The sequence below is a fragment of the Caballeronia zhejiangensis genome (assembly GCF_000698575.1).
Lineage (GTDB): Bacteria > Pseudomonadota > Gammaproteobacteria > Burkholderiales > Burkholderiaceae > Caballeronia > Caballeronia zhejiangensis.
Genome location: NZ_JFHD01000002.1, coordinates 217,487 through 239,144, shown reverse-complemented (window position 1 = coordinate 239,144; position 21,658 = coordinate 217,487). Strand labels below are relative to the sequence as shown.

General features: G+C 63.0%; 27 protein-coding genes. 5 read left to right on the top strand and 22 right to left on the bottom strand.

Annotated features, from left to right (window positions below):
- Positions 1-8: 8 nt before the first annotated feature.
- From BG60_RS04615 to BG60_RS04605, 3 genes are all read right to left on the bottom strand, one after another.
- A complete protein-coding gene (locus BG60_RS04615; RefSeq protein ID WP_008351738.1) occupies positions 9-1,016 on the bottom strand; it encodes an SIS domain-containing protein in 1,008 nt (335 codons plus the stop codon).
- Complete coding sequence (nagA, locus tag BG60_RS04610; RefSeq protein WP_008351739.1) at positions 1,009-2,112, bottom strand: N-acetylglucosamine-6-phosphate deacetylase; 1,104 nt, start codon at positions 2,110-2,112, stop codon at positions 1,009-1,011. Before nagA ends, BG60_RS04615 begins: the two co-directional genes overlap by 8 nt.
- A 162-nt stretch (positions 2,113-2,274) precedes the next feature.
- Positions 2,275-3,009, bottom strand: coding sequence for a GntR family transcriptional regulator (locus BG60_RS04605; RefSeq protein WP_008351740.1), 735 nt, complete (start codon positions 3,007-3,009; stop codon positions 2,275-2,277).
- Between the two features lie 315 nt (positions 3,010-3,324).
- Here BG60_RS04605 and BG60_RS04600 point away from each other — a divergent pair, with 315 nt between their 5' ends.
- Positions 3,325-4,251, top strand: a complete 927-nt coding sequence (locus BG60_RS04600; RefSeq protein ID WP_008351741.1) for a bifunctional helix-turn-helix transcriptional regulator/GNAT family N-acetyltransferase — start codon at positions 3,325-3,327, stop codon at positions 4,249-4,251.
- A 58-nt stretch (positions 4,252-4,309) separates the two neighbouring features.
- Here BG60_RS04600 and BG60_RS04595 read toward each other — a convergent pair whose 3' ends face one another.
- A complete protein-coding gene (locus BG60_RS04595; protein WP_034470515.1) occupies positions 4,310-5,122 on the bottom strand; it encodes a MetQ/NlpA family ABC transporter substrate-binding protein in 813 nt (270 codons plus the stop codon).
- 201 nt (positions 5,123-5,323) lie between these two features.
- Between BG60_RS04595 and BG60_RS04590 the strand changes: the two genes are divergently transcribed.
- A complete protein-coding gene (locus BG60_RS04590; protein ID WP_034470513.1) occupies positions 5,324-5,623 on the top strand; it encodes a YciI family protein in 300 nt (99 codons plus the stop codon).
- 34 nt (positions 5,624-5,657) lie between these two features.
- Here the strand turns inward: BG60_RS04590 and BG60_RS04585 are convergent, their stop codons facing one another.
- Genes BG60_RS04585 through BG60_RS04565 form a run of 5 tightly spaced genes read right to left on the bottom strand, consistent with a single transcriptional unit; the run spans position 5,658 to position 9,750 of the window.
- Positions 5,658-6,248: an SCO family protein gene (locus BG60_RS04585; RefSeq protein ID WP_008351744.1), complete on the bottom strand. Its 591-nt coding sequence runs from the start codon at positions 6,246-6,248 to the stop codon at positions 5,658-5,660.
- Positions 6,245-7,150 carry a heme o synthase gene (cyoE, locus tag BG60_RS04580; RefSeq protein ID WP_008351745.1) on the bottom strand — a complete coding sequence of 302 codons (906 nt, stop codon included), beginning with the start codon at positions 7,148-7,150 and terminating at the stop codon, positions 6,245-6,247. Before cyoE ends, BG60_RS04585 begins: the two co-directional genes overlap by 4 nt.
- A gap of 9 nt (positions 7,151-7,159) precedes the next feature.
- Positions 7,160-8,284, bottom strand: coding sequence for a COX15/CtaA family protein (locus BG60_RS04575; protein WP_008351746.1), 1,125 nt, complete (start codon positions 8,282-8,284; stop codon positions 7,160-7,162).
- 32 nt (positions 8,285-8,316) lie between these two features.
- Positions 8,317-8,967, bottom strand: a complete 651-nt coding sequence (locus tag BG60_RS04570; RefSeq protein WP_034470511.1) for an SCO family protein — start codon at positions 8,965-8,967, stop codon at positions 8,317-8,319.
- Positions 8,968-8,997: 30 nt separating this feature from the next.
- Positions 8,998-9,750: an SURF1 family protein gene (locus BG60_RS04565; RefSeq protein ID WP_034470509.1), complete on the bottom strand. Its 753-nt coding sequence runs from the start codon at positions 9,748-9,750 to the stop codon at positions 8,998-9,000.
- A gap of 125 nt (positions 9,751-9,875) precedes the next feature.
- On the opposite strand from BG60_RS04565, the gene BG60_RS04560 reads away from it, so the two are divergent.
- The gene (locus tag BG60_RS04560; RefSeq protein WP_034470507.1) at positions 9,876-10,085 is read left to right on the top strand and encodes a twin transmembrane helix small protein; all 210 of its coding nucleotides are present in this window, start codon (positions 9,876-9,878) and stop codon (positions 10,083-10,085) included.
- Between the two features lie 206 nt (positions 10,086-10,291).
- Here the strand turns inward: BG60_RS04560 and BG60_RS04555 are convergent, their stop codons facing one another.
- The 8 genes from BG60_RS04555 to BG60_RS04525 all read right to left on the bottom strand — a co-directional run bounded on the left by BG60_RS04555 (position 10,292) and on the right by BG60_RS04525 (position 17,280).
- Positions 10,292-11,149 (bottom strand): cytochrome c oxidase subunit 3, encoded by an 858-nt coding sequence (locus BG60_RS04555; protein ID WP_008351755.1) that lies wholly within the window; start codon positions 11,147-11,149, stop codon positions 10,292-10,294.
- 85 nt (positions 11,150-11,234) lie between these two features.
- Positions 11,235-11,438 carry a DUF2970 domain-containing protein gene (locus BG60_RS04550; RefSeq protein ID WP_008351758.1) on the bottom strand — a complete coding sequence of 68 codons (204 nt, stop codon included), beginning with the start codon at positions 11,436-11,438 and terminating at the stop codon, positions 11,235-11,237.
- Positions 11,439-11,443: 5 nt separating this feature from the next.
- Positions 11,444-12,016, bottom strand: coding sequence for a cytochrome c oxidase assembly protein (locus BG60_RS04545; RefSeq protein WP_008351760.1), 573 nt, complete (start codon positions 12,014-12,016; stop codon positions 11,444-11,446).
- A 9-nt stretch (positions 12,017-12,025) separates the two neighbouring features.
- Positions 12,026-12,166, bottom strand: coding sequence for a cytochrome oxidase small assembly protein (locus BG60_RS39485; RefSeq protein WP_008351762.1), 141 nt, complete (start codon positions 12,164-12,166; stop codon positions 12,026-12,028).
- Positions 12,167-12,229: 63 nt separating this feature from the next.
- The gene (ctaD, locus tag BG60_RS04540) at positions 12,230-13,840 is read right to left on the bottom strand and encodes a cytochrome c oxidase subunit I (protein ID WP_008351764.1); all 1,611 of its coding nucleotides are present in this window, start codon (positions 13,838-13,840) and stop codon (positions 12,230-12,232) included.
- A gap of 97 nt (positions 13,841-13,937) precedes the next feature.
- On the bottom strand, positions 13,938-15,551 hold the full coding sequence (gene coxB, locus BG60_RS04535; protein ID WP_008351767.1) for a cytochrome c oxidase subunit II: 1,614 nt from the start codon (positions 15,549-15,551) through the stop codon (positions 13,938-13,940).
- Between the two features lie 42 nt (positions 15,552-15,593).
- The gene (locus BG60_RS04530) at positions 15,594-16,067 is read right to left on the bottom strand and encodes a DUF2244 domain-containing protein (protein ID WP_008351769.1); all 474 of its coding nucleotides are present in this window, start codon (positions 16,065-16,067) and stop codon (positions 15,594-15,596) included.
- Positions 16,068-16,299: 232 nt separating this feature from the next.
- Positions 16,300-17,280: a methyltransferase domain-containing protein gene (locus BG60_RS04525; protein WP_034470505.1), complete on the bottom strand. Its 981-nt coding sequence runs from the start codon at positions 17,278-17,280 to the stop codon at positions 16,300-16,302.
- Between the two features lie 149 nt (positions 17,281-17,429).
- On the opposite strand from BG60_RS04525, the gene BG60_RS04520 reads away from it, so the two are divergent.
- Both BG60_RS04520 and trmL read left to right on the top strand, forming a co-directional pair.
- Positions 17,430-18,215: a ComF family protein gene (locus BG60_RS04520; RefSeq protein ID WP_034470781.1), complete on the top strand. Its 786-nt coding sequence runs from the start codon at positions 17,430-17,432 to the stop codon at positions 18,213-18,215.
- Between the two features lie 22 nt (positions 18,216-18,237).
- Entirely contained in the window at positions 18,238-18,708 is a 471-nt protein-coding gene (trmL, locus tag BG60_RS04515) for a tRNA (uridine(34)/cytosine(34)/5-carboxymethylaminomethyluridine(34)-2'-O)-methyltransferase TrmL (protein WP_008351775.1), read from the top strand.
- On the opposite strand, the gene BG60_RS04510 is transcribed toward trmL, so the two are convergent.
- The 5 genes from BG60_RS04510 to BG60_RS04490 form a co-directional block, all read right to left on the bottom strand.
- Positions 18,705-19,226, bottom strand: a complete 522-nt coding sequence (locus BG60_RS04510; RefSeq protein WP_034470502.1) for an O-acetyl-ADP-ribose deacetylase — start codon at positions 19,224-19,226, stop codon at positions 18,705-18,707. The genes trmL and BG60_RS04510 overlap by 4 nt on opposite strands.
- 12 nt (positions 19,227-19,238) lie before the next feature.
- Entirely contained in the window at positions 19,239-20,237 is a 999-nt protein-coding gene (locus BG60_RS04505; RefSeq protein ID WP_034470500.1) for an NAD(P)H-dependent glycerol-3-phosphate dehydrogenase, read from the bottom strand.
- 27 nt (positions 20,238-20,264) lie between these two features.
- Positions 20,265-20,735, bottom strand: coding sequence for a protein-export chaperone SecB (gene secB, locus BG60_RS04500; protein WP_034470498.1), 471 nt, complete (start codon positions 20,733-20,735; stop codon positions 20,265-20,267).
- A 70-nt stretch (positions 20,736-20,805) separates the two neighbouring features.
- Positions 20,806-21,066, bottom strand: a complete 261-nt coding sequence (gene grxC / locus BG60_RS04495) for a glutaredoxin 3 (RefSeq protein ID WP_008351780.1) — start codon at positions 21,064-21,066, stop codon at positions 20,806-20,808.
- Positions 21,063-21,488, bottom strand: coding sequence for a rhodanese-like domain-containing protein (locus BG60_RS04490; protein WP_008351781.1), 426 nt, complete (start codon positions 21,486-21,488; stop codon positions 21,063-21,065). Before BG60_RS04490 ends, grxC begins: the two co-directional genes overlap by 4 nt.
- Positions 21,489-21,658 lie beyond the last annotated feature (170 nt).

Below are 21,658 nucleotides of genomic sequence, written 5' to 3'. Positions count from 1 at the left end.
TATCTCACTCAATGGGTTTCGGTGACCTTGTTCAGGTGGCGCGGCGCGTCGGGATTGCGCCCGCGCGCGGCGGCCAGACCCGCGGCCATCACGTAGAACGAAAGAATCGCGGCGATCGGATCGAGCGCAGGATGGTCCGTGGCGACGAGCGGCAGTTCCGCTTCGGCGACGTCGGCTGGGGCTGCGAGCAGCACGCGCGCGCCGCGGGCACGCATATCGGCGGCAAGCTGGATGAGACCCGCCTGCTCCGGCCCGCGCGGCGCGAACACGAGCAGCGGATAGTCGCGGTCGATGATCTCCATCGGACCGTGACGCACTTCTGCGCTGGAAAACGCTTCGGCCTGAATGCCCGACGTTTCCTTCAGCTTGAGCGCGGCTTCCTGCGCGATGGCGAGGCCGAGGCCGCGCCCGATCACGATCATGCGATCGACGCTCTTCAGTTCGTCGACGGCGCGCGTCCAGTCGAGCTTGCCGGCGGCGCGCAGCTTCTCGGGCAGCGAATCGAGCGCCTTCAGCAATTCGACGTCGCGCTGAACGTGCGCGATCACGATCGCGGAAAGCGACAGCATCGCGATATAGCTCTTGGTCGCGGCAACCGACAGTTCGGGACCGGCGAGCAGCGGCAGGAAGTATTCGCACGCGCTTTCGAGCGGCGAACCGGAGACGTTGACGGCCGCGACGGTGAACGCCCCCGCGTCGCGCAGCGCCTGCATGGTGCCGACGAGATCGGGGCTCTTGCCCGACTGCGAGAACGCGACGGCCAGTTGGCCCGAGACACGCAGCGGCGCCTGCTGCAACGTCGCGACGGACATCGGCAGCGATGCGACCGGCACGCCGATGCGGCTCATCGTCAGGCTTGCGAAATAACTGGCGGCGTGGTCGGAACTGCCACGCGCGACCGTGAGCGCGACATTGCGCGGCTGTTCCTTGAGCTTTTCCGCGAGTTCTTCGATGCGCGAGGTATCGGCGAGCTGGGCCGCGACGACGTCGGCGGACTCGAGCGCCTCATTAAGCATATTCGACAATTGATTCTCCTTCGACGTACGTGGCGGTCAGCGCGTGCTCCCGGTCGAGCACGACGAGATCGGCCCAAGCGCCGCGCGCGATGCGGCCGCGGTCTTCGAGTCCGAGATAGTCGGCGGGGAAACGCGACAGGCGATTCGAGACGTCCGCGAGCGGAATGCCTAGCGAGACGAGATTGCGCAGCGCCTGATCCATCGTCAGGGTGCTGCCGGCGAGCGTGCCGTCCGCGAGGCGCACACCGCCCATGCATTTGGTGACGTGCTGGCTGCCGAGGCGATATTCGCCGTCGGGCATACCGGCCGCCGAGGTGCTGTCGGTCACGACGTAGAGACGCGGAATCGCGCGCATCGCGGCCCGAATCGCGCCCGGATGAACGTGCAGCAGATCAGGAATCAGTTCCGCGTATTCGGCATGCGCGAGCGCCGCGCCGACCATGCCCGGGTCACGGTGATGCAGCGGCGACATTGCGTTGAACAGATGCGTGAAGCCGCGCGCGCCGTGCTTGAGCGCGTTCACGGCGTCGTCGTATGTGCCGAGCGAATGGCCGAGCTGCACACGCACGCCGCGCGCCGCGAGGTCCGAAATAATGTCGAGATGACCGGAGATTTCCGGCGCGATCGTGACGACGCGGATCGGCGCGAGATCGAGATACTTCAGCACTTCGTCGCGCACCGCGACGGCGGCCGCGTCCGGCTGCGCGCCGAGCTTGCCGGGATTGATGTACGGACCTTCCAGGTGCACGCCGAGCATGCGCGCGCCGCCCGCCGCGCGGTGTTTGGCCTGTTCGCCGAGACCCGCGACGACGCTCATGAGTTCGTCGCGCGGCGCGGTCATCGTGGTGGCGAGCAGGCTCGTCGTGCCGTGCTGCGCGTGCTGGCGGGCAACGGTGTCCGCCGCGTCGCCGCCTTCCATGATGTCGCGCCCGCCGCCGCCGTGAACGTGCAGATCGATAAAGCCCGGCAGGATGTAGGGCGCGTCGTTGGCGAGCGGATCGGCGATATGTCCTTCGAGCGCCGTCACGCGGCCGTTCTCGAAGCGGACCGTGCCGTGGATCCAGCCATCGGTCGTGAGTATGTTTCCTTTCAGCATGAATTTCTCTGGAAGTACGCGATGCATGGATGAGGTTCAGTGCCGTCCGCGCCGTGCTGCGAGCAGGCTTTCGTCGCGAAAGAAGCGAACGGCGTCCTTGGGTCCTCTCGTTCTCTGTTTGCTCTCTTGATGCGTCCGGATTAAGCGCGTCTGTGCCGACGCTTATCGATGCAGTTCCGCGACGAAGTCGTAGTAGTCGTCGCGACAGTAGGTGTCCGTCAATTCGATCGCGCGTTGATCCGCCGAATAGCCGATGCGCGTGATCACGAGCAGCGCTGCACGCGGCGCGACGCCCATGAGCCGCGCGATCTCCGCGCCGGCGTTCACCGCGCGAAAGTGCTGCAACGCACGCACCACCGACAGCCCGCGCGCCTCCAGATACCGGTAGAGCGAAGCGCCGATCGCGAGTGGATCGGGCACCGCGGCGACCGGCAACGTTGAATGCTCGACCGCCATCACGATGCCGTCCGCGCGCCGCAACCGCTTCAGGCTTGCAACAGCCGCGCCCGGCGCCAGACCGAGGCGCACGGTTTCATCGCGATTCGCTGCGCGCAGTCCGCGTTCTAGCCAGATCGAATCGGGCGTGAAGCCGCGCTGCTCCATCTTTCGCGTGAAACCGGTGAGACGGGAAAGCGGATCTTCGACGCGCGGCGTGATGAAACTGCCCGCGCCTCGTACGCGCCGGATCAGACCTTGCTCGACCAGCAGCGCGATGGCCTTTCTCGCGGTGATCCGCGACACGCCCACACCTTCCGACAACGTGCGCTCGGACGGCAGCGCCTCGCCAGCCGACCAGTTGCCCGCGTGGATCGCCGTGGCGAGGCGCGACGCCAACTGAAGATAGAGCGGCGTGTCGCTCCGCGCGTCGGGTGTCAGGTCCTGCCAGCGATGCTCCATCGAAAGCTCTCACCTCAAAAGTGGAGCCCATTATATAACCAACATAATACCAGTCAACGCTAAAGCGGCGTCTCAGGACGAACGTCAAATTTCTCGCTAAATCAATGAGTTAAAAAATGTTTAGCGGCTCGATTCGGAACATGTCTGCTATTGGGACTTACCCGTACACGTAGTCCACTTGCCGAATTGGTTCCTTAATTGCCTGATAACCCATTTTTCGGGCATTTTCGTATTCGCACGGTCGTTCTTCTTTGGCACAATGCATGTATTAATTCGGATTCACAATTAATTTCAACAAAACGAGAGACTAGAGCGATGGGCAGTTCCGATCCGAGCCGGGCCGTCGAAGCGGTGCGCCGTTTCAACCGTTTTTATGCACGCCATACCGGCGCACTCCACGAGCGGCTCCATAAAAGCTGCTTTTCGTTAACTGAAGTTCGCATCCTGCATGAGTTGGCGCAGGACCGGGCTGCCACGGCGGCCGATTTATCGCGCAACCTTGGACTTGATACGGGCTATCTCAGTCGCCTGATCAACAATTTCCAGAAGAACGGCCTCGTGGTACGGCGAAAGAACGAATCGGACGGCAGAGCGCATCTGCTTCATATCACGCCCGAAGCGAAAGCCCAGGTCGATGAGATCGATCTGCACGTATCGGCCGAGGCCGCCGCGCTGCTCAAGCGGCTGACCGCTGCCGAAATCGATCAGCTCTGCACGGCAATGGCGGACGTCGAGCGTCTGCTCTCGCCGCCGAACGCCGAAGGAGAAACGCGACTGCGCGGCCCGCGCGCCGGAGACTTCGGCTGGATGATCGAGCGCCAGGCGCATCTATATAGCGGCGAGCGGCCGAAGCTGGTCAGCGAGGCATGGGCGGCGAACATGGTCGCGAACTTTCTCGCGGAGATGCAGGCGAACACCCCGCGCATCGCGTGTTGGGTGGCGGAGCAGAACAACGCGACGCGCGTCGGTGCCGCGATACTTACTGCGGACTCCGAAAGCCGCGCACGCATCGACATGTTGTTCGTCGAACCGGGCGCGCGGCGTCGCGGACTCGGCGAGCGGCTCGTCGCGGCGTGCACGAACTTCGCGCACGGCGCTCGCTACGAACAGGTGATCTGCCGGCTGGACGAGCCCTACGAAGATTTCTGCGGACTCTTCATGCGAACCGGTTTCACGCCGGTGCAGGAGGGGAGCACGGGCATTCTTTGGCAGCGGCAGTTGCAGCAGATTTGCGTCGACTGATTGCGCCAAGGAAAACGGCGTCCCGCAGGACGCCGTTTCGAAACTCAAGCGATGACATTCAGAACGAAGGCACGACCGAGCCTTTGAACTCGCTCTTCAGGAACTGGCGGACATCTTCCGACTGGTAAGCCGCAACCAGCTTCTTCACCCACGGCTGATCCTTGTCCTTCGCGCGCACCGCGATCAGGTTCGCGTACGGGCTATGCACGTCTTCGAGCGCGATTGCGTCCTTCGTCGGCTGCAGGCCCGCGGCAAGCGCGAAGTTCGTGTTGATCGCGGCGGCATCGACGTCGGCGAGCGTGCGCGGCAATTGCGCGGCGTCGAGTTCGACGAGCTTGATCTTCTTCGGATTCTCCGCCACGTCGAGCGCCGTCGCGTTGTTGCCGTTCGCGCCCGCGCCCGCCTTCAGCTTGATGACGCCTTGCGCTTGCAGCAGCAACAGCGCGCGATTCTCGTTCGACGGATCGTTTGGCACCGCGACCTTCGCGCCTTGCTGCAGATCCTTGAGCGACTTCAGTTTCTTCGAATAGACCCCGAGCGGCGAGATATACGTCAGCCCTGCGTTGACGATCTTGTAGCCGCGCTGCTTGATCTGACTGTCGAGATACGGCTGATGCTGGAAACTGTTTGCGTCGAGATCGCCGGCGTCGAGCGCTGCGTTCGGCTGCACGTAGTCGTTGAACTCGATCACTTTCACGTTGAGCCCTTCGCGCTTCGCGACCTTCTGCACGACTTGCCAGATTTGCGCGTCCGGGCCGCTGATGGTGCCGACCTTGATCACCTTGTCGTCGGCGTGAGCGGCGAGGCTCGTGAACAACGCGGCGGAGGCCGCGACTGCGGTAATGGCTTTAAGCAAATTTCTGCGCTGCATGGTGTTCCTGTTTCGATGATGCGTGCTTGCTGGATTGCCTGATTCGTCTCCGATCGATGATCAGACCGGGTGACGGATGTTCGCACAGCATTGGTGCGACGTGAAATACAGATTGCTCATGTGAATATCCGCTGCCACGGGGTACGGCTAGAATCAACAACAGAACATCACAAATCTCGCGAGCCGGAGGCGCATCTCACCATGTACGTCATCAATCTTCGCTACACAGGCGCGCTTGCCGAGATCGACGACGCGCTCGACGCGCATCGCGCCTATCTCGAGCGCTATTTCGCGGCGGGCGTCTTCGTGATGGCGGGACCGAAGGTGCCGCGGGATGGCGGCGTCATCGTGGCGTCAGGCATCGAGCGCGATCGGCTAGATGCGATCGTCGCGGAAGATCCGTTCGCGCAGCAAGGGCTCGCGCACTACGACATCATCGAATTCAAGGCGACGCGGCTCGCGCCGGGTCTGAATCTGCCTGAGCCGTCGCTGGACGGCTGAAAAAAGAAGTGGCCCGTTCGGGCCACTTTCGCGATCAGTCGATCAAGATTTTCAGGTCGTGAACCCACGGCTCGACGCCCTGCCCGTCGCGCGCGAAGAGACGCAGCTTGCCGTCCTTGTCGAACACGTAGCTCGCGGCGGTGTGATCCATCGTGTAGTCGTCGGGCGTCTTGCCCTGCGACTTCGCATAGTAGACGCGGAAGTCCTTGGCGAGCTTCGCGAGTTGCGCATCGTCGGCGGGCCGCAGACCGACATACGACGAGTTGAACGCCGCCACGTACTGACCGAGCAGATCGGGCGTGTCGCGCGCCGGGTCGACGGTGACCATCAGCACCTGCACGTCTTTCGCTTTGTCGCCGAGTTGCTGCATCGCTTGGGAGAGCTCGGCGAGCGTCGTCGGGCACACGTCGGGGCAATGCGTATAGCCGAAGAACAGCACCACGGCCTTGCCCTTGAAGTCCGCGAGCGTGCGCGTCTTGCCGTGCGTATCGGGCAAGGCGAAATCGCTGCCGAATTGCTTGTTCCCGGTGATGTCGAGATTCTTGAAATCCGGGGCTTTCTCGCACGCCGAAAGCAGCGCCGCGAAAAACAGCAGCGCGAAGATGCGACGAAGAATGGCCGTCATGCGCCGATCACCGTACGCACGTAGTGATCGACGAGCAGCGCGCCGAACAGCAGCGACAGGTACACGATCGAATAGCGGAAGGTCTTGCGCGCGAGCGCATCGGAATAGTCGCGATACATCTTCCACGCGTAGCCGATGAAACCCGCGCCGAGGGCGATCGCGCTCGCCAGATACACGACGCCGCTCATGCCGGAGATATACGGCATCAGCGTCACGGCGAACAGCACGAGCGTGTAGAGGAAGATGTTGAGCAGCGTGTACTTCTCGCCGTGGGTGATCGGCAACATCGGCAGGCCGGCGTTCTCGTAATCCTTGCGGCGATACAGCGCGAGCGCCCAGAAATGCGGCGGCGTCCACACGAAGATGATCAGCACGAGAATCCATGCGTCGCCGGGCACGTGTCCCGTGACCGCGGCCCAGCCGAGCGCCGGCGGCATTGCGCCCGACGCACCGCCGATCACGATGTTCTGCGGCGTGTAAGGCTTGAGCAGCAGCGTGTAGATGACCGCGTAGCCGACGAACGTGGCAATGGTGAGCCACATCGTAAGCGGATTGGTGAACGTGTAGAGCGTCCACATGCCGATGCCGCCGAGCAACGCGGAGAACGTCAAAATCTGCGTGGACGTGATCTGGCCGCGCGCGGACGGTCGCCACGCGGTGCGGCGCATTTTTGCATCGACTTTTTGCTCGACGAGACAATTGATTGCAAATGCCGCGCCGGCCAGCAACCAGATGCCGACGGCGCCGCCGATCAGCTTGTCCCACGGCACCATGCCGGGCGTGGACAGAAACATGCCGATGACGGCACAGAAAACGGCGAGCTGCGTGACGCGCGGCTTGGTCAGCGCGAGATACTGCGATGCGCGGCTGCCGAGTGGGGAGTTGAGTGTCGTGCTATCCATGATGTGGAGTCACGCTGAAACGACGTCGCGCGCGGGAACTGCGGCGCGGCCGGGACGGCTGGAAGAGATTCGAAAGTTTAGCATAACGAGTAGCAGCAACAGGATCGCGGCTCCGCCGTTGTGCGCCACCGCGACCGGCAACGGCCACTGCAGCACGATGTTCGACATGCCCGTCAGGAACTGAAGGACGATCATCAACAATACGCCGTTTGCGGGCTTTCGCAGCGATTCGAAACGTCGCAGTCTCAGCGCGAGCCACAGCAGATAAATCACGACGACGACCGCGAACGTGCGATGCGTCCAGTGAATCGCCACCAACGCGTCCTGCGAGATCACGTCACCGTCGCCGGTCATGCCGAGCGCGCGCCAGAGATGAAAGCCGTGCTCAAAATTCATTGGCGGAACCCACTGGCCGTTGCACAGCGGAAAGTCCGTGCACGCGAGCACCGCGTAATTCGTGCTGACCCAGCCGCCGAGCGCGATCTGCACGACGAGCACCAGCAAGCCGAATGCCGCGGCCGGCATCCAGCGCGCGGCGGCGGCATTCGAAACCGAGTCGAGCGATGGAATCGGCGTCATGCGCGCCGCCAGCCAGCCGAGCACGCCGAGCAGCGCGAGTCCGAGCAGCAGGTGCGTCGTGACGATCACCGGTTGCAGCTTCAGTGTGACGGTCCACGCGCCGAACGCGCCTTGCAGCAGGATAAGCAGCAGAATGCCCGTCGGCCACCACGGCGACACGTGCAGCGGACGCTTCTTGATGCGCGCCGTCCACGCGATGATCACCTGCGCGATGATGAGCACGCCGATCGCCATCGCGAAATAGCGATGCAGCATCTCGATCCACGCCTTCACCATGCTGACGGGACCGGTCGGCATCGCCTGATACGCGGCTGAAATCTGCGCATGGGCGATGAACGGCGACGACGTCCCGTAGCAGCCGGGCCAGTCCGGGCAGCCGAGGCCGGAATCGGTCAGACGCGTGAAGCCGCCGAACATGATGAGATCGAGCGTCAGGAAAGTGGTCAGCCAGACGAGTTTCCTGAACTTGTCGTCATCGGCCTTCACCCATACGTACGAGAGCGGCAGCAGCGCGATGCAGATGCCGATCAGGCCCAGTTGCAATACATAACTCATGTTTAACCTTCAAACCGCGTATTAGCCGCGCTTTAGCCGATGCGCGACCACTTCAGGAGCTTTGCCACATCCCCGTTGATCTTCTTCGGATCGGGATTTTTCGGGAAGCGCATCATCAGATTGCCGTTCGGATCGACGAGAAAGATGTGATCCGTGAGCTTTGTGCCGTCATTCACCGGCAGCCACGCCGCGATCGCCTTCTCGTCGGCGACGAGCATGCGCGTGTCCGGCTGCGGATACGCGGACTTGATGACGTCGGCGACCGGCTTGTCATCGGTGCGCAGCCACACGTTCACGACGCGCTCGCGCTCGGCGTTCTGCAACACGCGCACTTGCCGCATGAAATAGAGGCGCGTCGCGCATTGCTCGTCGCAGTCGCTGCCGTTGACGGTGATCATCAGCCATTTGCCTTCGAGCGACTTGAACGGCAGGGTCTGCCCTTTTTCATCGGTGACGACGAGCCGCGCCGGAATCGGGCGCTGCGGATCGATCAGCGTGCCGTAGCTCGATGTGCCGCCCGCGGGCTTGAACACGTAGTACATCAGATACGACGCGATCACCGGCGCTGCGCACACGAGCGCGAGCAGCAAAAGCATCCAGCGGCCGCTGATCCAGGAGCCTTTCTTCGCGTTTCCTTGCTGCGTGCGTGTCTTGTCGGTGGCAGCGGAGCGTTGTGATTGCATCGGTGAAAATGTGTCTCTGTTCGTCAGTGTTCAGGCGTGATGCTCGGCTTCATCGTCGGATTCGCCGCCTATGTCGGTTGCATCGCGCTTCTTCCCGGCGCGGCGCGCGGCGTACAGGCCAAACCCGATGGCCGCCGCCGCCATGCCCCACCACTGGAACATGTAGCCGTAATTGCGCTCGACGCCGAGCGTCGGCGCGGGCCAGTCGCGCACGAGCCTGTCGCCGGTATCGTTCGTCTGCTGGATCACGAACGGCTGAAACGCCAGCCCGGTTTCGGCCGCGTACGATCTGATATCCAGGTTCTGGCGGATCTCCTTGTGCGCAGCCGATCCGCCGCTGCCCAGTTCGAACGCCTGCGACGCATTCGCGCGCGCGATCCCCTTCACCTCGACGACGCCTTTCGGCGTCTCATACGGCTCGATGCCCGTGCGGTCCGCCATGTTGCGCGGCAGCCATCCGCGATTGACGAGCACATAGCCGCCGCCCTCGAGTTTAAGCGGCATCACGACATAAAAGCCTGGCTGGTCGTTATAGGGACGATTGTCCAGATACACGACGCGCTCCGGCATGAACTCGCCGCGCGCCTCCACGCGATGGAACTCGATCGACTTGAGCGGCATCGGCTCGACGCCGACTTCGCGCGCGGGCGCATTCTCGAACGCGACGATCTGCGCGTTGAGCGCTTCCTTCTGATGCGCGCGGTCGCGCTGCCAGAAGCCGAGGCGCACCGTGATCGCGACGACGATCAGAATCAGGAGCGCGGGCCAGAACCGGATCTTCATGCCGAACGCCTAACCGTCGGCATCCGGCCGGCCGCTACACGCCGGGTTCCGTCGAGTGAGATAATGAGATAGTCCAAATTCATACTGCTCACCGTCGTTCCTGAGCAAAATCGCTGGCTGGTTTCATGCACATCTTCGTTGCTATCGCATTCATCCTTATCATCGGCAGCCTGGGCTCGGCGCTCTATTTCATGATGACCGACCGGGGCAGGACGAAGCGGATGGTGTGGTCGCTCGCCGCGCGCGTCGGGCTGTCCATCTCGCTCTTCCTTTTCATCCTGTTCGCTCACTGGATGGGCTGGCTTCAAACGTCGGGCGTTCCCATCGGACGCTGATCGCGACGATACGCGCAACGCGCGCCTCGCCCCGCGAGGCGAATTGTCGCGCGCGGCGCTAAAACGCACCGCCTCTTCAAACGACAACGCCGCCCCTTGAGACATCGAGGGCGGCGTGTTGATCACTGCTTCTATGCTCTCGGACCGGCGTCGCCGCCGGCCTTGCATCGCCGACGGCGCATCGCGCGCGCCCGCGTCGATATTCCTTACAGCCAGTAGACGACGACGTACAGACCCAGCCACACGACGTCGACGAAGTGCCAGTACCACGCGGCGCCCTCGAACGCGAAGTGGTGCTCCGCCGTGAAGTGACCGCGAATCAGCCGGAACATCACCACTGCCAGCATCGTGCCGCCGAGGAACACGTGGAAACCGTGGAAGCCCGTCAGCAGGAAGAACGTCGAGCCGTACACGCCGGAGTTGAGCGTCAGGTTGAGTTCGTTGTACGCGTGGAAATACTCGTAGCCCTGGCAGAACAGGAAGATGATACCGAGCAGAACAGTCGCGCCCAGCCAGATGATCGCCTTCTTGCGATGATCTTCGCGCAGCGCGTGGTGCGCCACCGTCAGCGTCGCGCCGGAAGACAGCAGAAGCGCCGTGTTGATGGTCGGCAGGGGCCACGGCACCATCGCGCGGAAATGCGGCACGAGCGCGGCGGGGCCGTTGTTCGGCCACACAGCGGTGAAGTCCGGCCAGATCAGCTTGTAGTCGAGGCTGCCGAGTTCGTGCATCGCGATGGCGCGCGCGTAGAACAGCGCGCCGAAGAACGCCGCGAAGAACATCACTTCGGAGAAGATGAACCAGCTCATGCTCCAGCGGTACGACACATCGACACGCTTGCCGTACATGCCGCCTTCGGATTCGGAGATGGCGTCGCCGAACCAGTGCCACAGCACGAACAGCACGAACAGCAAGCCGATAAACGTGCCGGCGGGCCCGAAGCTATGGCCGTTCACCCACGACGCCAGCGAGGCGAGCATGATCAGCAAGCCAGTTGCAGCCATCACCGGATGCCGCGACGGATGCGGCACGAAATAGTACGGGCTCTCGTTTTGACCGCTCATTGTTGATTCTCCACTTCGATCCAGTTGCTTGAATTTTCTTTTGCCGCCGGCAGCAGCGCTTCGCGCGACGCCCGGCGTTTTCCGTCTATCCCACTACCGCGCGCACGATCAGCAACAACACGACGATGAACAGCACCGCCCCGATGATGCCCGCCGCGATCAGATGCAGCGGATTCAACTGCGCGGCGTCGCTCTCCAGGTCGGCCCGGCGGCGCACGCCGAAAAACGACCAGCACACCGCCTTGATGAGCTTGAAGAAACCGCCCTTTTTCGGCGTATCCGCGCTCATGGCCGTCACGAGCCCTTCGCCACCGACTTCGGCGTGTTCAGCTCGAAGAACGTGTACGACAGCGTGATCGTCTTCACATCCTTCGGCAGCTTCGGATCGACGACGAACACGACCGGCATGCGCTTGGTCTCGTTCGGCGCGAGCGTCTGCTGCGTGAAACAGAAGCATTCGATCTTCTTGAAATACTCGGTGGCCTGCTTCGGCGCATAGCTCGGAATCGCCTGCGCGTTCACCGTGCGATTCTGCTCGTTGGTCACGTCGTACATGACCGTCATCACTTCGCCGGGATGGATGTCCAGCGAGTTCTGCTCCGGCTTGAACTTCAGCGGGCCGCGCGCGTTCGCATCGAATTCGATCGAGATCGAGCGGCTCATGTCCACTTGCGTGTTCTTCGCCTCGCGCGCGCCGACGTCCTTCTGCACGAGGTTGTTGATGCCGGTGATCTGGCAGATCGCGCGGTACATCGGCACGAGCGCAAAGCCGAAGCCGAACATCAGCGCGGCGACGACGAAGAGCTTGACCAGCATCGACCGGTTGAACGACCGGTCGACATGCGAATTTTCCTGCTGAGTGGACACGTTGCTTTCCTACCCTCGCGACAACAGGTATTGCCTGACGACGATACCCAGAAAGAAGACGGCGGCAACCAACACCATGATGATTCCGAGCCGCTTGTTACCCGCGCGTATTTCCTCGGGCGTGCGTCTTTTTTGTGGATTCGGGGCCATGCTTTCTCTTGCTTGCCGGCTGCAAGACTTCCGTGGCGGAAGCCTTGCAAACCTCGATGCTATTTATTCGACCGTCGGCGGATTTTCAAACGTATGGAACGGCGCCGGGCTCGGCACGGTCCATTCGAGGCCTTCCGCGCCATCCCACGGCTTGTCGGATGCCTTCTCCAGCTCGCCGCCGCCACGATACGTCGGCAGCGCGACCGCGAACAGGAAGTACACCTGTGCGAGGCCGAAGCCGAATGCGCCGATCGTCGCGACCTGGTTGAAGTCCGTGAACTGCGCCGGGTAGTCCGCATAACGGCGCGGCATGCCGGCGAGACCCAGGAAGTGCATCGGGAAGAACGTGATGTTGAAGAAGATCATCGACGCCCAGAAGTGGATCTTCCCGCGCATCTCGTTGTACATCCAGCCGGTCCACTTCGGCGCCCAGTAGTACCAGCCTGCGAACAACGCGAAGAGCGAACCCGCCACCAGCACGTAGTGGAAGTGCGCCACGACGTAATAGGTGCCGTGCATCTGGATGTCGAGCGGCGCCATCGACAGGATCAGGCCCGTGAAGCCGCCCATCGTGAACACGAACAGGAAGCCGATCGCGAACAGCATCGGGGTTTCGAACGACAGCGCGCCGCGCCACATCGTCGCCACCCAGTTGAACACCTTCACGCCCGTCGGGACCGCGATCAGCATCGTCGCGTACATGAAGAAGAGCTGGCCCGTCACCGGCATGCCGGTCGCGAACATGTGGTGCGCCCACACCATGAACGACAGGATCGCGATCGATGCCGTCGCGTACACCATCGAGCTATAGCCGAACAGCGGCTTGCGCGAGAACGCCGGAATCACCTGCGACACGATCCCGAACGCCGGCAAGATCATGATGTACACCTCGGGGTGACCGAAGAACCAGAAGATGTGCTGGTACATCACCGGATCGCCGCCGCCCGCCGCGTTGAAGAACGACGTGCCGAAGTGACGGTCGAACAGCACCATCGTGATCGCGCCCGCCAGGACCGGCATCACGGCGATCAGCAGGTACGCGGTGATGAGCCACGTCCACGCGAACATCGGCATCTTCATGAGCGTCATGCCCGGCGCGCGCATGTTCAAAATCGTCACGACGATGTTGATGCCGCCCATGATCGACGACGCGCCCATGATGTGGACCGCGAAAATCGCGAAGTCCATGCCGGGGCCCATTTGCGTGGAGAGCGGCGCGTACAGCGTCCAGCCCGCGGCGGTTGCGCCGCCCGGCACGAAGAACGAGCCGACGAGCAGCACCGCGGCAGCCGGCAGCAGCCAGAAGCTGAAGTTGTTCATCCGCGCGAACGCCATGTCCGATGCGCCGATCTGCAGCGGCACCATCCAGTTCGCGAAACCGACGAACGCCGGCATGATCGCGCCGAACACCATGATGAGGCCGTGCATGGTGGTCAGCTGATTGAAGAACTCGGGACGCATGATCTGCAGGCCCGGCTCGAACAGCTCGGCACGGATGCCGAGCGCCATCACGCCTCCGGAGAGGAACATGATGAAGGAGAACAACAGGTACAGCGTACCGATGTCCTTGTGGTTGGTAGCGAAGAGCCACCGGCGCCAGCCATGCGGCGTCTCGTGCGCATGGTCGTGCGCGTGGTCGTGACCTGCGCCTACATCGTGTCCGATGCTAGACATGACAATCATCTCCTAAAGCGAATACTCGGGGCACTTGGCAATGACGCGTGGGACTTTCCGTTGCCGTCCGGCGAAGGAAAGCGCCACGCTCGGCACGTCAAGCAGCCGGACTGATTTCCACGCGACGCGCTTCCTTGTTATCGGCGCCGCCCGTGATGGTTTCCGGTTTCTTCAACACGATGCGGTCTTCCGACACGCCCGCTGCCTTCAGCGCGTCGCGCACGGCTTGCGCGCGGCGCTTGGCGAGATCGGCGTTCTGGTCGGCGTTGCCGGTCGCATCGGTGAATCCCGACAACGCGATCTTCGCGTCCGGATGCGCCTTTGCGTAGGCCGCCGCGGCGTCCACCGCACTCTTCGCGTCGGCGGGCAGCGAATCCTTGCCCGTCTCGAAATAGATGCTGGCGGGCAGACCGGCGGCTTGCGACGCCTGCGCACCCGATGCAGCCGGCGCGCTCGCTTCGGCCGCCGCGGGCGCGGCGCTCGCCGCTTCCGGCGCCGATGCCGCCGCCGCATTGCCGCCGCCTTCGGGCATCTTGCCCGCCTTGGCGTCGATGACCTGCTTCGGTTGCAGCAGATCGCCGGTGTGGTTGCTCCAGCTATTACGCTCGAACGTGACGACCGACGCGATCTCGACGTCGTTCAACACACCTTGCCACGGCGGCATCGCGGCCTTGCCGTGCAGCACGATATTCAGATGCTCGGCGATGGAACCGTTCGCGATCTTCGAGCCGTCGAGCGCCGGGAACTGGCCCGCGCCCTTGCCGGTCGGCTGGTGGCAGACCGCGCAGTTCGACGTGTAAACCTGCTGGCCGCGCGCCATCAGTTCGTCCTTGGTGTACGTCTTGAGCGGATCGTCCTGGCCGGCGGCCATCTTCTTCTTTTGCCCGTCGACCCACTTTGCGTAGTCATCGGCCGACAGCACTTCGACGACCACCGGCATGTACGCGTGCTCCTTGCCGCACAGTTCCGTACAGAATCCGCGATACGTGCCCACCTTCTCGGCCTTGAACCACGTGTCGCGCACGAAGCCCGGAATCGCATCCTGCTTCACGCCGAATGCCGGGACGTACCACGAGTGAACGACATCGTTCGCCGTCGTGATGATGCGGATCTTCTTGTCGACCGGCACGACGAGCGGGTTGTCGACTTCCTGCAGATACAGCGTCGAGATCGGCTTCTGACCGTTCACTTCGCTGCGCGGCGTGGAGAGCGTCGAGAGGAAGCTGATGCCTTCGCCCGGACCCTTCACGTAGTCGTAGCCCCACTTCCACTGATAGCCCGTGACCTTGACGGTGAGATCGGCGTTGGACGTGTCCTTCATCGCGACGACGGCCTTGGTTGCCGGCAGCGCCATCAGAATGACGATGATGAACGGCACGATCGTCCAGATGATTTCGACCGTGGTGCTTTCGTGGAAGTTGGCCGGCTTGAAGCCTTTCGACTTGCGATGCTTGAAGAGCGAATAGAACATCACCCCGAACACGCCAATGAAGATGACGGTGCAGATGATGAGCATGAAGATATGGAGGCCGTAGAGCTCCTCGGCGATCTTCGTCACAGGCTGCTGGAAGTTGATCTCGTTGACAGCGGGACCGCCTGGACTGTTTTCGACCGCCAGGGCTGCACCGGCGGAAAGCAGTGCGCCTGCCGCCAGCACGCCCGAGAGGGCTCGCTTGATTGTTTTCATAGCATCCTTACCCAAATTTTCCATTCAAACCCTCGACCCCCGTGGCATCGCACCCGCCGGCTCCTCTCATAGACGTCTCAGCGACGCCTGTAACTCGGCAGCAAATTGTTTGCGACGATGCTGTGCAAGGTGTTGTCCGATTTTCACCGATTGACCGCGCGATACGATCGTGAGCGGCTCTCTCGGCGTCGCGCCCGCTTCGACCCGCACCCAACGCGGATTGAACTCGAACTGCGTCAGCTCTTCGGCGTTCATCTGTTCGATCAACAACCGGTTTTGATACAGCCGGATCCGTTCGTAGTCGACCGCATGGCGCGCGTAGATCAGAAACGCGATGCCCACGACCGCCAACTCGATTCCGGTGAACGGCAGCACCAGCCAGGCGCCGTTCAGAAACAGCGGCGTTGCGATTGCCAGCGAAAACAGCGCAAGCGACACATAGAAGCCCACGAACTGACGCGGCGAGACCGAGCAGTTTCGCTTCATCAGCCAGTCCTTGATGACCGGCTCGGACTCCGTCAGCGTCTGGCTGGCTTGCATCGCTGCCTCCATCAATCCGCACGCAATCACACACATTTGCTCGGATTTCGCCCAAATTTGTGTCGGTCCGGGCGACAAACTGACGCATTATAGGCGTCTTGGGTGGCATCCACAAGCAAGGGTCGTAACCTCGCAAAGCCAAGCGCCACAAGCTTCTGCGCCTTTTTGACGCACCTTTTTGCGCGCTTTTCTTGCGCAAATTTCAGACATAACAACTGTGCTCTTTACCGATTCAGCGTTTCGGTCTCGAGCCTCGTCCAATGTCTTGAAGACGGACGATGCCGTGCCCGTCCGCTGTCGTGCGCGGCACTGCCTTCCACGCATGCCCGTAGATCACTTCGAAGGTCAGCGGGATCGTGCCGTCGTCGCGGCGCAGCGCTTCGAGCGCCTGATGCACCGCGCCGCGCACGGCCTTGGCGTCCGCATGGCCTTCGTCGAACGCGCGCTCGAACGGATACGCGCCCCAGCGCGTCACGTCCGCGAACAGCGATTCAGGCGATTTGTACGTGATCGTCAGCACTTCCTGATCCATCACCGGAATTTCGAAGCCGCTTTCGACGAGCATGTCGCCGAGATCGTGCATGTCGACGAAATCGATCGTATGCGCTTGCGGCGCGAGCCCGAGCGTCCGCTCCGCTTCGCGATACGCGGCGCGAAGCTCGCGCAGCGTATCGGGGCCGAACGTGCTGAACATCAGCAAGCCGTTCACCTTGAGCACGCGCTGCCATTCGGGAAAAACGAGGTCGGGCCGCGCATGCCAGTGCAGCGCGAGATTCGACCACAATAGTTCGAACGCGCCCGATGCGAACGGCAGCGCGGAAAAATCCGCCTGCGCGAGTTGCGGGCCGCGTGCGCCGAACGCCTTCGCGAGCGTCGAAGGAAGAAAGCGGCGCCATCCCGCGCCGTTGTCCGCGTCCGTGGCTTCGGCGGCGCGCGCGCGCGCGAGCATCGCGGACGAGATGTCGATGCCGGTCACCGACGCCTCTGCAAAGCGTTCCCGCAAACCGGCCAGGTCCGCCCCGGCGCCGCACGCCGCATCGAGGACGCGCATCGGCGCAACCTTGATGTATTCGAGCCGCTCGCGCATGCGCTCCGCGATCTCGCGTGGCAGGAACGCGACCTCGTCGAAGGCGGCGGCGCGACCGTCGAAGATCGCGCGCAAACGGCGCGGATCATAGGCCGGACGGCTAGTTTTAGGGGATGTCGGGGACATGTCGATCTTTTTGCGGAGAGTGCGAAGTATACTCGGTCGTCTCGAAAACGACCCATGCGAAGTGCTGATACGAGGCATAAACGCTTCGTGAGGCGCAATGAATGCGCGTGTTTAGCGCATCGAGCCGCGATTTTTCCGATTCAGCAGTCATGAAAGCCGACAGCATTCGCCTTCCCTTCCGGACGCCCGTCACGGCACGCGCTCGCGGATTCGCGTCGGCGGCAAAACGGCTCGTCGCGTGCGCGCTGCCGAGCCAGTGCGCGTTATGCGGCAATTTGTCGCAAGCACTGCTGTGCGATGGTTGCGACGCGCAGTACTGGAATGAGCCGCGCTTGCGCTGTGCGACGTGCGCGCTGCCGTTGGCGGCATCCGCGATGCGACGCGAGCGCGAAGACCTGCGCGTGCACTGCGCCGCGTGCCTCGAAGCGCCGCCCGCGTTCAACGACACGCTCGCGCTCGCCGACTATCGCGCGCCCCTCGACACGCTCGCCGTCGAGTTGAAGTTTCGTGCGCGGCTCGCCGCGGGCGAGGCATTCGCGCGGCATCTGCATGCGCGTTTCGAGGACAGCGATCTGCCCGCGCCGGATGTGATCGTGCCGATGCCTCTCTCGCGCGAACGGCTCATCGCGCGTGGCTACAACCAGGCGTGGGCCATCGCGCGTCCGCTCGCACGCATGATGCGCGTGCCCGCCCACGCATCGATGATCGCGCGGGTCCGGCATACGTCGGCGCAATCGCGGCTCGATCGCGAAACGCGCCGCCGCAATGTTGCGAGCGCGTTCGCCGTCTCGCGCGATGTGCGCGGCACGCATGTCGGCGTCGTCGACGATGTGATGACATCGGGCGCGACGCTCGACGCGCTTGCTCGCACGCTGAAGCTCGCCGGCGCGCGGCGTGTCAGCAATTTCGTGGCGCTGCGCACGCCTAAAGATTAATCACCTTTATTAGAAGCAATCCATGTTCAACGTCGTACTCGTCGAACCCGAAATCCCGCCGAACACCGGCAACGTGATCCGCCTGTGCGCGAACACGGGCGCGCGTCTGCATCTGATCGAGCCGCTCGGCTTTCCGCTCGACGACGCGAAGATGCGCCGCGCCGGCCTCGACTATCACGAGTACGCCGAAATGAACGTGCATGCGGACTGGGATGCCTTCATCGCGAAGGAAACACCCGACGCCACGCGCATGTTCGCGTTCACGACGCGCGGCTCGACGCCGTTCTTCGATCACGCGTTCAGGCCGGGCGACTGGTTCGTGTTCGGCGCGGAGACGCGCGGCCTCGCGCCCGAATTGCTGGCGCACTTTGCGACGGAACAGCGCGTGCGCCTGCCGATGCGGCCGGGTAATCGCAGCCTGAATTTGTCGAATACGGTGGCGATCGTGACGTTCGAGGCGTGGCGTCAGGCGGGATTCGAAGGCGGCGCTTAAGCCTTTGCCGCTTCGAGTTCGGTTCGATAGAGCGCGAGCATGTCGTCCTGAAAGCATGCAAAGACGACACGCTGAACGGCGGGCGTGGAAGGCAAGGTGTCGATGACCGTGCGCACCGCGATCTTCACGGCTTCATCGTGAGGAAAGTGATAGATGCCGCAACTGATGGCCGGGAACGCAATCGACTCGCAGCCCGCTTCCTGAGCGAGTTCGAGCGAGCGCCGGTAACAGCTCGCGAGCAATTCGGGCTCGTTCTTCTTGCCGCCGCTCCAGCGCGGCCCGACCGCATGAATGACGTGCTTCGCGGGAAGATCGTAGCCGCGCGTGATTTTCGCGTCGCCGGTTTCGCAGCCGCCGAGCGTCTCGCACTCGCGCAGCAGGCCTTTGCCGGCCTTGCGATGAATCGCCCCGTCGACTCCGCCGCCGCCGAGCAGCGATTTGTTCGCCGCGTTGACGATGGCATCGACTTCGAGCGTGGTGATATCGACTTTCAGCGCTTCGAGCTTGGGCCTACGCACACACGCCTCCGATTACTCTGCTTTTGCGTCCCGACTGAGCAGCGCCTGCACGGCATCGCGCGGCGTCACGTTATCGAAGAGCACGCGGCATACCGCCTGCGTGATCGGCATCTCGATTCCGCGCGAATGCGCGAGCCCGAGCACGGCGCGCGCGCATCGCACGCCTTCCGCGACATGGCCGAGCGCCGCGAGAATCTCCTCGAGCGTGCGTCCGCTGGCGAGTTGCATGCCGACAGTGCGATTGCGCGACAGATCGCCCGTCGCGGTGAGGATGAGATCGCCGAGGCCGGTTAGCCCGGTGAAAGTCTCCGCGCGGCCGCCGAGCGCGACGCCTAAGCGCGACATCTCCGCGAGCCCGCGCGTGATGAGCGCGGCGCGGGCGTTCAGGCCGAGACCGAGGCCGTCGGAAATGCCCGTCGCGATTGCGAGCACGTTTTTCACCGCGCCGCCGACTTCGACGCCGATGACATCGTCGCCGGTATAGATACGCATCGCGCCATGATGGAACGCCGCGACCGTGCGCGCGCCCAGTTCCGCCGATGCGCTCGCGACCGTCAGCGCGACCGGCAAGCCTTGTCCCACTTCGCGCGCGAAGCTCGGTCCGGACAGCGTTCCGTTGCTGCGATGCTCGGGCAATTCGGCCGCGACGACCTCGTTGGGCAGACACTGCGTATCCGCCTCGAAGCCTTTGCACAGCCAGACGATATGCGCCGGTACGACGCCGGCGTCGCGCATCGAACGGCACAGCGCGCGCAGGCCCGCGACCGGCGTCGCGACGACGCACAGCGCTTCATCCGCCGATGCATGCGCGAGCGCCGCGGCGAAATCGGTCTCGAATGCGAGCGCGTGCGGCAGCGTCACGCCTTCGAGATAGCGCGTGTTTTCGTGCGTGCGGGAAAGTGATTCGATGAGCGCGGAGTCGCGCGCCCAGAGCTTCGTGTCGTGCCGGGTCGCGAGGTGGCCCGCGAGCGCGGTGCCCCATGCGCCGGCGCCGAGAACGGCTACTTTCATGCTCGGCTCCGGTCCGGCAGAGTCAGGTCAGTGCGTCGCGCCGTTCGCCGCGCCTTCCTGGGCGCTCGCGAGTTGGGCGATACGCTGCTCGTACAGCGCCTGGAAGTTGATCTCCGCGAGGTGGATCGGCGGGAAACCGGCGCGCGTGATCGCGTCGGCGATGTTCGAGCGCAGGTACGGGAACAGAATGGTCGGGCACGCGATGCCGACGAGCGGATCGATCTGCTCCGCCGGAATGTTGCGGATGTCGAAGATGCCTGCCTGCTTGGCTTCGATCAGGAATGCGACCTTGTCGGTGACTTTCGCCGTGACCGTGCCCGTGACCAGCACTTCGAAGACGATTTCCGCGAGGCGGTCGGCCTTCACGTCGACTTCGACTTCGACCGACGGCATTTCCTGCTCGAGGAAGATAGCCGGCGAATTCGGCTGCTCCAGCGACATGTCCTTCAAATAGATGCGCTGGATGTTGAAAAACGGCTGGTTGTTCTCGTCAGACATTTTGATTTCCTAGGTAATCCGGTATGCGGCGCGCGTTCGTGTCGAATCGCGCGCCGCGAGTATGCATGTGTCAGGCCGATTCGAGCAGCGGCACGAGGCCGCCCTTTCGATCGAGCGCGGACAGATCGTCGTAGCCGCCGACGTGCGTCTCGCCGATGTACACCTGCGGCACGGTCCGCCGTCCGGTGCGCGTCATCATTTCCTCGCGCCGGCCCGGCTCGCGATCGATCAGGATCTTCTCGATCGTTTCGACGCCGCGGGACTTTAAAAGACGTTCGGCCATCTGGCAATACGGGCACACGACCGTGCTGTACATCACCACTTTTTTCACTTGACTGCTCCTTGTTTCACCACCGGCATGCCGGCTTTTTGCCAGGCGTCCACTCCGCCTTGCAAAACGTGGACCTCGGCGTAACCCGCCTCGGACACGGTGCGGCTCGCACGCTGCGATTCTTGACCGGTTTGGCAAACGAGCACGACCGGATTGCTCTTATTCTTCGCGATCTGGCCGATTTTTGCTTGAAGCTCCGTGGCTTCGATATTTCGTGCAGACGGCAGATGTCCCTTCGCGAATTCCGCGGCGGGCCGCAAATCGACGACCACGGCGTTGCGCCGGTTGATGAGCGTCGTGGCTTCGGCGGCCGAAATGCCGCCGCGCCCGCGCCGCGTGACGGCGGGCCAAAGGAGCAGTGCGCCGGAAACCAGCGCGATGACGATAAGTGCAATATTCGTGTAATCAGTGAAAAACTTCACGTCGAGGGCCGCCGAAATTTAGTAGGAAAGGAAGAAAGGGAAATGGGCGCAATCGGGGCATTATAAAATAACCGTTTCCCGCGATGGCCTCTGCCGTCCGGCCGATGGCGACACCCCGCCCGTTCGGGCAGCATGACGGGGTGCGATCGGCGCACCGCTTTTCCAACTGA

What these genes read in the sequence shown, in the direction of transcription:
- BG60_RS04615 (WP_008351738.1), bottom strand. Translation starts at nt 1,016, where the DNA reads ATGCTTAATGAGGCGCTCGAGTCCGCCGACGTCGTCGCGGCCCAGCTC.
- nagA (WP_008351739.1), bottom strand. Translation starts at nt 2,112, where the DNA reads ATGCTGAAAGGAAACATACTCACGACCGATGGCTGGATCCACGGCACG.
- BG60_RS04605 (WP_008351740.1), bottom strand. Translation starts at nt 3,009, where the DNA reads ATGGAGCATCGCTGGCAGGACCTGACACCCGACGCGCGGAGCGACACG.
- BG60_RS04600 (WP_008351741.1), top strand. Translation starts at nt 3,325, where the DNA reads ATGGGCAGTTCCGATCCGAGCCGGGCCGTCGAAGCGGTGCGCCGTTTC.
- BG60_RS04595 (WP_034470515.1), bottom strand. Translation starts at nt 5,122, where the DNA reads ATGCAGCGCAGAAATTTGCTTAAAGCCATTACCGCAGTCGCGGCCTCC.
- BG60_RS04590 (WP_034470513.1), top strand. Translation starts at nt 5,324, where the DNA reads ATGTACGTCATCAATCTTCGCTACACAGGCGCGCTTGCCGAGATCGAC.
- BG60_RS04585 (WP_008351744.1), bottom strand. Translation starts at nt 6,248, where the DNA reads ATGACGGCCATTCTTCGTCGCATCTTCGCGCTGCTGTTTTTCGCGGCG.
- cyoE (WP_008351745.1), bottom strand. Translation starts at nt 7,150, where the DNA reads ATGGATAGCACGACACTCAACTCCCCACTCGGCAGCCGCGCATCGCAG.
- BG60_RS04575 (WP_008351746.1), bottom strand. Translation starts at nt 8,284, where the DNA reads ATGAGTTATGTATTGCAACTGGGCCTGATCGGCATCTGCATCGCGCTG.
- BG60_RS04570 (WP_034470511.1), bottom strand. Translation starts at nt 8,967, where the DNA reads ATGCAATCACAACGCTCCGCTGCCACCGACAAGACACGCACGCAGCAA.
- BG60_RS04565 (WP_034470509.1), bottom strand. Translation starts at nt 9,750, where the DNA reads ATGAAGATCCGGTTCTGGCCCGCGCTCCTGATTCTGATCGTCGTCGCG.
- BG60_RS04560 (WP_034470507.1), top strand. Translation starts at nt 9,876, where the DNA reads ATGCACATCTTCGTTGCTATCGCATTCATCCTTATCATCGGCAGCCTG.
- BG60_RS04555 (WP_008351755.1), bottom strand. Translation starts at nt 11,149, where the DNA reads ATGAGCGGTCAAAACGAGAGCCCGTACTATTTCGTGCCGCATCCGTCG.
- BG60_RS04550 (WP_008351758.1), bottom strand. Translation starts at nt 11,438, where the DNA reads ATGAGCGCGGATACGCCGAAAAAGGGCGGTTTCTTCAAGCTCATCAAG.
- BG60_RS39485 (WP_008351762.1), bottom strand. Translation starts at nt 12,166, where the DNA reads ATGGCCCCGAATCCACAAAAAAGACGCACGCCCGAGGAAATACGCGCG.
- ctaD (WP_008351764.1), bottom strand. Translation starts at nt 13,840, where the DNA reads ATGTCTAGCATCGGACACGATGTAGGCGCAGGTCACGACCACGCGCAC.
- coxB (WP_008351767.1), bottom strand. Translation starts at nt 15,551, where the DNA reads ATGGAAAATTTGGGTAAGGATGCTATGAAAACAATCAAGCGAGCCCTC.
- BG60_RS04530 (WP_008351769.1), bottom strand. Translation starts at nt 16,067, where the DNA reads ATGCAAGCCAGCCAGACGCTGACGGAGTCCGAGCCGGTCATCAAGGAC.
- BG60_RS04525 (WP_034470505.1), bottom strand. Translation starts at nt 17,280, where the DNA reads ATGTCCCCGACATCCCCTAAAACTAGCCGTCCGGCCTATGATCCGCGC.
- BG60_RS04520 (WP_034470781.1), top strand. Translation starts at nt 17,430, where the DNA reads ATGAAAGCCGACAGCATTCGCCTTCCCTTCCGGACGCCCGTCACGGCA.
- trmL (WP_008351775.1), top strand. Translation starts at nt 18,238, where the DNA reads ATGTTCAACGTCGTACTCGTCGAACCCGAAATCCCGCCGAACACCGGC.
- BG60_RS04505 (WP_034470500.1), bottom strand. Translation starts at nt 20,237, where the DNA reads ATGAAAGTAGCCGTTCTCGGCGCCGGCGCATGGGGCACCGCGCTCGCG.
- secB (WP_034470498.1), bottom strand. Translation starts at nt 20,735, where the DNA reads ATGTCTGACGAGAACAACCAGCCGTTTTTCAACATCCAGCGCATCTAT.